Annotated in this window: 10 protein-coding genes; 8 read left to right on the top strand and 2 right to left on the bottom strand. The window is 44.7% G+C overall.

What is annotated here, in order from left to right:
• Positions 1-146: 146 nt before the first annotated feature.
• Positions 147-1,400 (bottom strand): methionine adenosyltransferase, encoded by a 1,254-nt coding sequence (metK, locus tag CPIN_RS18315; RefSeq protein WP_012791326.1) that lies wholly within the window; start codon positions 1,398-1,400, stop codon positions 147-149.
• A 182-nt stretch (positions 1,401-1,582) separates the two neighbouring features.
• A complete protein-coding gene (locus tag CPIN_RS18310; RefSeq protein WP_012791325.1) occupies positions 1,583-2,401 on the bottom strand; it encodes a glycogen/starch synthase in 819 nt (272 codons plus the stop codon).
• Between the two features lie 109 nt (positions 2,402-2,510).
• Between CPIN_RS18310 and panC the strand changes: the two genes are divergently transcribed.
• The 8 genes from panC to CPIN_RS18270 all read left to right on the top strand — a co-directional run bounded on the left by panC (position 2,511) and on the right by CPIN_RS18270 (position 12,093).
• Positions 2,511-3,368, top strand: coding sequence for a pantoate--beta-alanine ligase (gene panC, locus CPIN_RS18305; protein WP_012791324.1), 858 nt, complete (start codon positions 2,511-2,513; stop codon positions 3,366-3,368).
• 136 nt (positions 3,369-3,504) lie between these two features.
• Positions 3,505-3,849, top strand: coding sequence for an aspartate 1-decarboxylase (panD, locus tag CPIN_RS18300; RefSeq protein WP_012791323.1), 345 nt, complete (start codon positions 3,505-3,507; stop codon positions 3,847-3,849).
• Positions 3,850-3,877: 28 nt separating this feature from the next.
• Positions 3,878-4,903 carry a lysylphosphatidylglycerol synthase transmembrane domain-containing protein gene (locus tag CPIN_RS18295; protein ID WP_012791322.1) on the top strand — a complete coding sequence of 342 codons (1,026 nt, stop codon included), beginning with the start codon at positions 3,878-3,880 and terminating at the stop codon, positions 4,901-4,903.
• Between the two features lie 91 nt (positions 4,904-4,994).
• Positions 4,995-6,233 (top strand): IS4 family transposase, encoded by a 1,239-nt coding sequence (locus tag CPIN_RS18290; RefSeq protein ID WP_012791321.1) that lies wholly within the window; start codon positions 4,995-4,997, stop codon positions 6,231-6,233.
• Positions 6,234-7,077: 844 nt separating this feature from the next.
• Positions 7,078-9,234, top strand: a complete 2,157-nt coding sequence (ppk1, locus tag CPIN_RS18285) for a polyphosphate kinase 1 (protein ID WP_012791320.1) — start codon at positions 7,078-7,080, stop codon at positions 9,232-9,234.
• 211 nt (positions 9,235-9,445) lie between these two features.
• On the top strand, positions 9,446-10,327 hold the full coding sequence (locus tag CPIN_RS18280; protein WP_012791319.1) for a Ppx/GppA phosphatase family protein: 882 nt from the start codon (positions 9,446-9,448) through the stop codon (positions 10,325-10,327).
• A 56-nt stretch (positions 10,328-10,383) separates the two neighbouring features.
• Complete coding sequence (panB, locus tag CPIN_RS18275) at positions 10,384-11,199, top strand: 3-methyl-2-oxobutanoate hydroxymethyltransferase (protein WP_012791318.1); 816 nt, start codon at positions 10,384-10,386, stop codon at positions 11,197-11,199.
• A 9-nt stretch (positions 11,200-11,208) separates the two neighbouring features.
• Complete coding sequence (locus CPIN_RS18270) at positions 11,209-12,093, top strand: DUF1338 domain-containing protein (protein ID WP_012791317.1); 885 nt, start codon at positions 11,209-11,211, stop codon at positions 12,091-12,093.
• Positions 12,094-12,194: the final 101 nt, after the last annotated feature.

The raw sequence follows: 12,194 nt of genomic DNA, 5'->3' as shown, positions 1-12,194 counted from the left end.
CAAGATAACAGATATATATCATATATCCGAAATATAACCAATATACAGTAAGTACTTATACTCAACCACATCTGCCTGCCATAAAACAGAAAGGTCGTTCACCAGCTGGCGAACGACCTTTCCTATAACTTATGCATGATGACTGATTACAGTCCGAATGCAGCTTTTACTTTTTCTACGTAGTCGAGTTTCTCCCAGGTAAACAGTTCTACTTCTACTTTCTTTTCGTTCTTTTTACCCTTGTTAAACACTTTGCTGACTACTTTGCTGTCGCGGCCCATGTGACCGTAAGCTGCTGTATCGCTATAGATAGGATTACGCAGTTTCAGACGCTGTTCGATAGCATATGGACGCAGGTCGAAGATCTCTTCTACTTTTCTTGCAATTTCACCGTCGGTCATTTTAACTTTAGCGGTACCGCGGGTATCGATGAACAGACCACATGGTTTAGCCACACCGATCGCGTAAGAAACCTGTACCAGTACTTCATCGCAAAGACCGGCAGCTACCAGGTTTTTAGCGATGTGACGGGTAGCGTAGGCTGCGGAGCGGTCTACTTTGGAAGGATCTTTACCGGAGAATGCACCACCACCGTGCGCACCTTTACCACCGTAGGTATCAACGATGATCTTACGGCCGGTCAGACCGGTATCACCGTGAGGACCACCGATTACGAATTTACCGGTCGGGTTGATGTGGTAAGTGATCTGATCATTGAAGAGCGCCTGTAATTCAGGTTTCAGCTGTGCTTTAACGCGTGGGATCAGGATATTGATCATATCTTCCTTGATCTTCGCCAGCATGGTACCTTCTGCATCGAAATCATCGTGTTGGGTAGAGATAACGATCGTATCTATGCGAACAGGTTTGTTATCGTCAGAGTACTCGATGGTTACCTGTGATTTAGCATCCGGACGCAGGTAAGCGATTTCTTTGTTCTCGCGGCGTACGGCTGCGAGTTCGATCAGGAGTTTATGTGCCAGATCGAGTGCCAGTGGCATATAGTTTTCAGTTTCGCGGGTAGCGTAACCGAACATCATACCCTGGTCGCCTGCACCCTGCTCTTCCGGGTTTTTACGCTCAACACCCTGGTTGATATCCGGAGACTGCTCATGAATAGCAGAGAAGATACCACAGGAGTTAGCTTCGAACATATATTCACTCTTCGTATAGCCGATCTTACGGATTACCTCACGAGCAATTTCCTGCACATCCAGGTAAGCTTCAGATTTAACTTCACCGGCCAATACCACCTGACCAGTTGTTACCAATGTTTCACAAGCTACTTTCGAAGTTGCGTCATAGGCAAGGAAATGATCTATTAATGCATCTGATATCTGATCGGCCACTTTATCCGGATGGCCTTCGGAAACGGATTCTGAGGTAAATAAATAAGGCATAAACTTTTTGAATTTCGGCTTTTAGATTAGTATTGATTCAGTACAATTTACCATTTTTTTGCCGTTTGGTGGTAAGCTTAATGGTAAACTGCGCCAAAAATAGGAAAAAACTTTGAAAATGAGTTTTCCGTCAATAAAAAAAGCCTCGCTTTTAACGAGGCTTTATCATTTGATGGTCAATGTTATTTTCCGAGTAGTTGTGTATACAGCTGCAGGTAGTCTGCCAGATCCTCGTTATCCTTTTTGTAAGGAAGGATGATCTTGCCTTTCTCCGCCTTCAGTTCATCTACAACTTTCTTTTCAGTTTTTTCTCCGGCCAGTATCACTGCATCGGCGTATTTACCTGCGCCTCTGTTCAGTGCACTGTTGGTACCTTCTTTATACAGTTCCAGGTCTTTTTCTTTGATCTGGGTGCTGATGGTTGCCTTTTTAACGAAGCCGGCGCCGAGTTTTTCCTTAAAGCTGTTCGGCTCCATGGAGTAAACCACTTTAGAGTGGGCAAATACCGGTTCTTTCTTGTAGGCAGTCTTCAGATATAAAGGGATCAACGAAGTCATCCATCCGCTGCAGTGAATAATGTCAGGCGGCCAGCCGAACTTCTTCACCGTTTCCAATGCTCCTTTACAGAAAAATACTGCACGGGCTGCATTATCGTCGTAGAATTGCTCGTTTTCATCCGTAAATAAGGTTTTACGCTTGAAATAGTCCTCGTTATCCAGGAAATACACCTGTAAACGGGCGTTCGGCAAAGAAGCTACTTTGATAATCAATGGATAATCGTCACCCTCAATCACAATGTTAATGCCAGACAGTCTTACCACCTCGTGTAACCGGTGCCTTCTCTCGTTGATAATGCCAAACCGGGGCATGATCACCCGCACTTCCAGACCGGACTCATTGGACTTAATTGCCATTTTATTGACCATGTTCGCATAATCTGTTAATTCCAGATATGGCGACATTTCCTGAGCAATAAAAAGAATTCGTTTCTTTGTGGACATCTAATGCTGATATTAATGCAGTAATTTTTAATTTGGTTTGCAAAATTACGGATTTTTAACGGAAGAAAAGACAAATTGGCACTTTTAACATCCTTTTAAGCAATAAATTATGTATCTGTTCAAGCGGAAAGACGATCTCGGAAGGCTTTTATCAACAGCCAGGAAAGAAGGCAAACGTATTGGTTTTGTGCCTACTATGGGGGCATTACACGAAGGGCACCTGTCCCTTATCGCCGCGGCAAAAGAAAATAGCGATCTGGTAGTTTGCAGCATATTTGTCAATCCTACACAGTTTAATGATCCGGCCGACTTTGAAAAATACCCTATCACTATAGATCAGGACGTTACCCTGCTTACTGCCGCCGGTAATGATGTACTGTTCCTGCCATCTGTGCAGGAAATGTACCCTAACGGACTGGCGCCCGAGATGCACTATGACTTCGGACCACTTGAAACTATACTCGAAGGGGCACACCGTCCGGGCCATTTCCAGGGTGTCGGGCAGGTAGTGCATAAACTACTGGGCCTGGTACAACCTGACAAACTCTTCATGGGACAGAAAGATTTTCAGCAATGCCTGATTATCAACCGCTTGATCAAAGTACTCCAGCTGGATGTAGAACTGGTCATCTGCCCTACTAAGCGAGAGGAAGACGGATTGGCCATGAGCAGCCGTAATCTTCGCCTCAATCCGGCCGAAAGACAAAACGCCCTCCACATCTCCCGGGCACTGAATGGTATCAAGGCGCATATCCACGACGCTCCTTTGAAGGAACTCTCGGCGCAGGGTATCGGCGAACTGGAAAGCAATGGTTTCGATGTAGACTACCTGGAAATGGTGTCTATACAACCGGATGGAAACATCAGCTTCCCTGCAACCCCTGGTACCGACCCTTTATATGCAGTTGTCGCCGCAAAGGAAACAAGCAGCGGTGTCAGACTGATAGATAACATGCAGGTCAACTGATCCATGCGAAATTAATACAGTATACCGTCTCAAACAGGCCACAGTCCATGTGTCTGTTGGGACCGAAGCACTGTATTATATTTTTTCCCTAATTTTGCTGACACACTAGAACCCACAGGAGTGGGATATATTTAACATGCATATTGAAGTACTGAAAAGTAAGATCCACCGCGCAGTAATCACTGAAGCAAACCTGCAATACGTAGGAAGCATTACTATTGATGAAGATCTCATGGACGCTGCGAACGTTATTGAATACGAAAAAGTACAGGTAGTTAACGTGAACAATGGAGAACGCCTGGAAACCTATATCATAAAAGGCAAACGCGGTTCAGGCGTTGTCTGTATGAATGGCCCCGCTGCCCGCCTCTGTGCGGTTGGCGATATAGTGATCATTATCTCTTATGCGTCTATGGACTTTGAGGAGGCTAAAAAACATACTCCTATTGCCATATTCCCGAAAGAAAATAATAAATTGTAAGCGCTGATCCCAAAAAATTACTATTACTATGCCCAAATTTTTGAAGTTTATCTGCTTTTTAGCCATTGGGCTGGGATTAGTTTGGCTCGTTACACATAATCTTACAGATAAGGAAAAGGATGATATCTTCAGTTCACTGGAGCGCGCCAATTACTGGCTGCTGATTCCCGTGATCATCGTCGGTATTGCCAGCCACTGGTACAGAGCTGTACGCTGGAAACTGATTATGGAGCCGCTGGGTTATCATCCCAGTACCCTGAATACCTTCTTTGCCGTCATGGTAGGTTACCTGGCCAATCTGGCTGTACCCCGTCTGGGCGAAGTGACCCGTTGCGGTATCGTAGCGCGGTATGAAAAGATACCGGTTGACAAACTCGTAGGTACCATGATCGCTGAACGTGCAGTGGATATGCTGTTGCTGCTGATCCTGATGGTCATCACCGTTGTTATCCAGATAGACGTCATAGGCGGTCTGTTTCTTAACGAGATATGGATTCCTATTGAAAACAAGCTGGGTGCCGCCGGCAGTTCCCGCTCGCTTATCCTTGCAGGAATAGCGGTTGGCGTAATCCTGCTGGGCATTATCGGCTTCCGCCTGATCTCCCGTTCCAGTATCGGTATCAAGATCCGTGCACTGGCCCACGGCGTATGGGACGGTATCCGCTCCATCGGTAAAATGGAAAAGAAAGGCTGGTTCATCTTCTACTCTATATTAATCTGGGCGATGTACTTCGCCATGATGTACCTGGGCTTCTATTGTATGGAAGAAACCCGCTACCTCGGCTTAAAAGCTGCCCTGGCAGTACTGATCATCGGTAGCGTAGGTATGATCGTTACTCCAGGTGGTACCGGTGCTTATCAGTTCCTGGTACAACGCACACTAATGGTATATGGCGTACTCGATACTTCCGCCTACGCCTTCGGCTGGATCGTATGGTCTGCCCAAACCTTACTGGTACTGATCGTAGGACTAGGTAGTCTGATTGCACTTCCCTTGTTGAATAAGTCACAGGAAGCAAGCGGTAGTAAAGAATTAGGAATTAAGAATCTATAGTGTCCGGTAAAAATATGGGATTAAGTCATAAAAAAAGGAGGCCGAGGCCTCCTTTTTCAGTAAGTTTAAGTTACCACACTAGAACTTACTTATGAGCAAAAGTAAATTTTTTTCCGGACAGCCGATTTTTAATCAACTACTTTCTTTTATACCAACCACGTTGATAGATAAAGTCTGTAGAGAGACAAACGCAGATTACTATTATAAGCATTTTAAGGCTTTTGACCATTTGGTAACAATGCTATTTAGTAGTTTTCATCAGTGTACTTCATTACGAGAGCTTCATACAGGATTGTTAGCCAACCAGCATCGGCTTCACCATTTGGGCATTAAACATACCCCGCGTCGAAGCACTATTTCCGATGCTAACAGGACGCGTCCGGTGGCGTTTTTTGAAAAGCTCTATCATCGTCTATATAACCATCATTATCAAGCGTTTTCCCCGGACAGCCGAAAGAGAAAATCGTTGGTTGACCGGTTATTCATAGTGGACTCGACGACGGTCAGCCTATTTTCTAATGTAATGAAGGGGGCAGGTGTAATTAGAATGGACGGCAGAAAGAAGGGAGGAATAAAGGCGCACGTATTGATGACGGCCAAAACAGAACTACCAAGCTTTACTATTCTGACGGAAGCTGCCAAAAATGATAGAATCATTATGCCACAGTTAGAGCTCTTGCCAGGTTCTATAATAGCCATGGATAGAGCTTATGTGAACTATAAACTCATGAAGGAATGGACTGAAAAAGAGATCACGTGGGTAACTCGTGTAACCAAGAGTATGAAAATAAAATTATTGACACGAAACAGATTAAAAATACTCCATAAAAGAAAAGGTATCCTAAAAGATTGGGTTATTCAACTAGGTAACCCTCTAACAGAGGAGAAAAGTCCTGTACAGACGGCGCGTGTAATCAGCATTTACGATAGAAATACAAAAAAGAAAATACATCTGTTAACAAACAATTTTACTTATACGCCGACAACGATCAGGAAATTGTATCAAAAGCGATGGGCAATCGAAATGCTTTTTAAAAGAATTAAGCAGAACTCTCAATTAAACAATTTTTTAGGTGAAAACAAGAATGCTATAAGTATACAGCTCTGGTGCACGCTAATAAAGGATTTACTGACAAAGATCGTAAAAGACAAGCTGACAGAGAAAGGGAGTAAAAAATGGTCTTTTAGTAACCTAACTGGCTTTCTAAGGTTACATCTTTACACTTATATCCACCTAATGAATTTTCTGGCAGAACCCGAGTATGCACTTTTACAGCATAATAAGGGGCCAGATCAGATAAACCTGCAATTGAAATTATTCTCCTTTTAAAAAAAGAGGGGGGCTTACTTTTATAATAGCAGTAAGCCCCTCCCATCTATATTGAGTTTGAAAGGAATAAAGGGGTAATCCCAATTTTAACCGGACACTATAGAATTAAGAATTAAGAATTGACGATACGGATGTTCTGTCAGGTTTATAGCCAGGTATTCTCAAAAACGTCAATTTGATTATTCTTTAATCAAGGTAATATATAAGGTGCTGGTCAATGATCAGCACCTTTTTATTTTCAGCATTAGAGCAATAGCTATTATTGAGCACAGTGACAGTCTCTTCACAGCGGAGGTTTTCAGATGGAGACCCTGGCCTTAGGTCTTTGAAGTATGCCTATCCGCCTTCCATAACCTCAATAGACATTCCCAAGCCCAACACGACCTACCCAGGCCCCATGCATAAACTTCAAAGACCGTCAGCCAGAGCTCCCATCTGAAAACGCAGCATAAGACCCAACACTAAGTATACACATCCCAAAGCCCAACGCGCCCTTCCCAAACCTAATCCGCCAGAGATTACCCTTACAGCACTGTATTAACAATAGACAATTATGAAGAAACCACAGCCTAAGACCAAGACCTAAAAATGCCCCGCAATATCGCTCCCAGGAAGGCCCTAACGCGTCTCCTCTCCCAGAAACAACACACCTCTCCCGCATAAACAAATGATTTATACATCATAACAGAGAAATATGGCATGGATTTCCCTGTGTTAATTATTGAGACACGCATCGGAATTCCTTATCTTTAAGAAAAGACATCAGAAATTTAACATACGATGTTATCCAAAATATGTATTGTTGCGACTAGCAGTGTAATCACAACCGTTAATCAGCTTTCCGATGCGATTGTCCAATAGTGAGCATATAGATACTAATTTTCAAGATCCTGTGATGGAAAAGAAAAGCAATAGCAAAAAATCAGCGCCAGTAGCTAAGAAACCAAAGATTATTGCCAGGGATATCAGCTGGCTGGCCTTTAACGCAAGGGTCTTGCAGGAAGCATCCGACAAGAGCGTCCCCCTCCTTGAGCGCATCCGCTTCCTCGGTATTTTTTCCAACAACCTGGACGAATTTTTCCGCGTACGTGTCGCTACCCTGAAAAGAATGCTGCTGGTAGGCAAGTCTACCCGTATGCACCTGGAAGAGAACCCCGACGAGATCCTGGACGGTATCCAGGACAAAGTAATTGACCAGCAACGGGAGTTTGACCGTATCTGGGAAGGAATCGAAGATGAACTGAAAGAACAGAAGATCTTCATCCGTACAGAAAAACACCTGAATAAAGAACAGCAGAAGTTTGTCCTGAACTACTTCAACGAAGAAGTGCGCACCAATATCATCCCGCTGATGATAGAAAGTATCCAGCACTTCCCGTTCCTGCGTGATAAATCCATCTATCTGGCTGTAGTACTGGCCAGACAGGATAACTCCGTAAGACAGAAGTTTGCCCTGATCGAGATTCCTACTTCTATCCTGCCACGATTTATCATTCTGCCATCCAAAGAAGGCGAAGAAGATATTATGCTGCTGGAAGACGTGATCCGTTTCAGTCTGCCGCATATCTTCTCTTACTTTGGCTTCGACAAATTCTCTGCACATATCATCAAAGTGACCAGAGACGCGGAACTTGATATCGATAATGATATCTCTACCAGTCTCATTCACCAGATTGAAAAAGGACTCAAAGATCGTCGTAAAGGGAAACCTGTACGATTCGTTTATGATAAAGATATAGACCCGCTGCTGTTGGAATACCTGATGCGCAGACTGGGGCTTTCCGGAAAAGATAACCTCATTCCCGGCGCCCGTATCCATAACTTCAAGGACTTTATGGATTTCCCGTCCGGCGTTTTCAAAGAAAGGGCACATCCGCAGCGAAAAAGCTTTATACATCCGCTTTTCGCGAATGCGTCCAGTGTGATGCACGTGATCCAGCTACAGGATGTAATGCTGCATTTCCCTTACCACTCTTTCGATACGATTATCGACCTGTTAAGGGAAGCCGCGATTGATCCGAATGTGACCAGTATCAAGATCACTGCTTACCGCCTTGCCAGAAATTCCAAGATCGTCAATGCGCTGGTCAATGCCGTGCGTAACGGTAAACAGGTGACAGTAGCGCTGGAATTGCGTGCACGCTTCAATGAGGCGGACAACCTGGAATGGAAGACGCGTCTGGAAGACGAAGGGGTGAAAGTATTGATTGGTATACCCGGACTGAAAATACACGCCAAACTGTGTGTGATCAAAAAGCGTATCGGTACTAAGACTGTTCAGTGTGGCTTTGTGAGCACGGGTAATATGAATGAGAAGACGGCCAGGGTATATGGTGACCACTGTCTGCTGACAGCCAACCGGAATATCCTCGCTGATATCAACCGCATATTCAGTTACCTGGAAAACAGCAAACATGATATCAAGTTGCTGGAGGCCTGCAATACGCTGCCGGTAAGTCCTTACAGTATGCGTCCGTTTTTCCTGCGCATGATCGACAAAGAGATCAAGAATGCACGTCATAAGAAAGGCGGTTCGATGATCATCAAAATGAACTCCCTCTCCGATCCTGAAATGATCAGCAAACTATACGAAGCTGCGAAAGAAGGCGTTGATGTAAGTATGATCATCAGAGGTATCTGTTGCGCATATACGGAAAATAAAAAATGGAAGAAAGATATCACGGCTGTCAGCATCGTAGATGAATACCTGGAACATGCCCGCGTATTCTCTTTTGGTAAAGAGAACCAGGAGAAAGTATATATCGCTTCCTGTGACTGGATGCTGCGTAATCTTGACCATCGTGTGGAAGTAGCCATTCCGATCTTTGATCCGGCCATACAGCAGGAGCTGAAGGACATTCTTGCTATACAGCTGAGTGGTAACGTGAAAGCGAGGATCCTGGACAACGAACAGAAGAATGAGTATAAGCGCGATAACGGGAAAAAGATCAGATCACAGATAGAGATCTTTAAATATTTACATGAGAAACAGTATAGCTAATCTGAATTAAGAATTAAAAATTAAGGATTAAAAATTGGCCTTAATAAGTGACGCTAATGGCCAACGTAAGGCTAAAGTGTATATCTGGGTATCGTTAGCCATACCAAACACAGTATTTAGCTTTTTGTCATTTCGGTATAAATGTCAGCCAGTTTGATCCAATTCTTAATTTTTAATTCTTAATTCCTAATTGATCTTTATTTTTGCGCCCATGAAGCTTGCTGCCATTGATATCGGGTCTAACGCTGCAAGGCTGCTTATTTCAGAAGCATCGCCTAACAGCCAGGGCCGGATGGATTTTACTAAAGTCAACCTTATCAGGGTACCGTTGCGTCTGGGTCTTGATGTATTCAGCGAAGGTGCGATTTCTGAGAAAAGAGCTACCCACCTGCTCAATACCATTAAAGCCTACAAACTTTTGCTGGAAGTATACGAGGTGAAATACCTGAAAGCATGTGCTACCTCAGCTATGCGTGATGCTTCCAATGCAGCAGAAATTCTACAGAACGTCAGACAGCACACCGGTATCGACATCAAAGTTATCTCAGGACAGGAGGAAGCTTCTTTCCTCTATGAGAGTCACATCGCAGAGAACCTGGATAAAACCCGCTCCTACATGTATGTGGATGTGGGCGGCGGTAGTACGGAAGTCACCATCTTCAGCAATAACAGCCTACGTTATAAAGAGTCTTTCAATATCGGCACTATCCGCCTGATGCAACACCAGGTAAAGGACGATCAGTGGCAGTATATGAAAGACACGATTAAATCGCGCATCAAAGGGCTTGGTCCGATAACGGCCATTGGTTCCGGCGGTAATATCAACAAGATCTTCTCTCTGTCCAAACGTAAGGAGGGTAAGCCCCTTACACTGGAAGTACTGAAAGATTACTATAAAGAATTCAACGGTTTCAGCGTTGAAGAACGCATTCATCTCTACAATCTCCGGGAAGACCGTGCCGACGTCATTGTTCCCGCGCTGCAGATCTATATCAATATTATGCGCTGGGCGGACGCCGAAGAGATCTTTGTGCCTAAAATCGGATTGGCAGATGGCCTGATCCAGTCTCTGTATGCCGAGATTAGCCAGTAATTGATAAATAATGGTTACCTTACCGCCCATTTTCTCATCAATAATCTGTCATTCAGATGTCAACGCACAAAGAAGTTAAACGGATCACAACGCACATATTACAGAAAATGAAAAATGATGGAGAGAAGATCTCCATGCTGACAGCTTATGATTATTCCATGGCGCGCATCTTTGACGATGCCGGTATGGACATCCTGCTGGTAGGCGATTCTGCCGCCAACGTAATGGCCGGTTATGAAACCACTCTCCCTATCACACTGGACCACATGATCTATCATGCAGCTTCTGTAGTAAGAGGAATCAAGCGGAGTTTTGTTGTCGTAGACCTGCCTTTCGGCACTTACCAGGGCAATTCTAAAGAAGCCCTTGCCTCTACCGTGCGTATTATGAAGGAAACCAGCGCACATGGTATCAAGATCGAAGGCGGTGAAGAAATCATCGAATCAGTAAAACGTATCATTTCTGCGGGTGTACCGGTAATGGGCCACCTCGGACTGACACCTCAATCCATCAATAAATTCGGCACTTACAGCGTAAGGGCTACCGAAGAAGCGGAAGCGCAGAAACTCCTGAAAGACGCCCTCCTTTTACAGGAAGCAGGCTGTTTTGCCCTGGTACTGGAAAAGATCCCCGCTATGCTGGCAAAACAGGTGGCTGAAAGCCTCCAGATTCCGGTTATCGGTATCGGCGCCGGCAAACACGTAGACGGTCAGGTACTGGTCATGCACGATATGTTAGGTATCAACAAAGATTTTAAACCCCGCTTCCTGCGCCGTTATCTCAATTTATATGACGAAATTTACAAGGCGTCACAGCAATATATCCACGACGTGAAAGCAAAAGACTTTCCGAACGATAACGAACAATACTAAAATCGTTTTATGTTAGACTATGTTCTTAGCGGTCTGATGCAACGCTATCAGGAGCGTGTTCCTGACGTTGCCGCTATTATTGCCGCCATGATCACTGAGAATCTGATCCAGGTTCCGGAAGACATTGAGAATGACCATATTGCCTTCCGTACAATAGGGGTACCCGAACTCGGGATACAGTCACTGGAAAAGATCTTCCTCCACTACGGTTACACCAGAAGAGATGCGTATCACTTTAAAGCAAAGAAGCTGGACGCATACTGGTATGCGCCGCCTGCGCCTCACTTCCCCCGCATTTTCATCAGTGAATTACGGGTGAAGGATCTCAGTCCGGAAGCACAGCAGATCATTACCAGCTACACCAAAGAAGTACTGGTAGACCCTGTCAGCAACCTGGACCTGAACGACGGACCGGCAGTAGATACTTTTCTGCACAGTTCCCTCTGGCGTACGCCTACCCTGGAAGACTATCAGACACTGGCAGCGGAGAGTGAATATGCGGCATGGGTGATCTATAACCGTTATTACCTGAACCATTTCACCATCAGTTTACAGAACCTGCCGCCAGGTTATAATACGGTAGCAGATTTCAATAAATTCCTGGAGAAGGAAGGGTTTACACTCAATGACTCCGGTGGCAAGATCAAGGAAAGTCCGGATCACCTGTTACTGCAAAGCAGTACGGTCGCCAAAATGATTCCGGCTACCTTCGCCAACAACGAGGTGCAGAAGATCGCCGGTTCCTATGTGGAATTTGCCGAACGCAGGGTACTGCCGCAGTTCGCCCATCTTCCGGCAGATCAGGTCACCCGCGAGCAACGCAGGGAAGGATTTGAAGCAGGCAATGCAGACCGCATTTTCGAAAGTACATACAGCTCACAAACGAATAAATAATCAGATAAGGCCGGTCATTGCTATGTCCGGCCTTATTATTTTGTTAATCTTATATCATTCATTATCAATAGCGGGGCCTATTGGTGCGCATCAAAACAATA

The organism is Chitinophaga pinensis DSM 2588 (assembly GCF_000024005.1).
GTDB lineage: Bacteria > Bacteroidota > Bacteroidia > Chitinophagales > Chitinophagaceae > Chitinophaga > Chitinophaga pinensis.
This window is presented reverse-complemented; position numbering and strand designations above follow the sequence as displayed.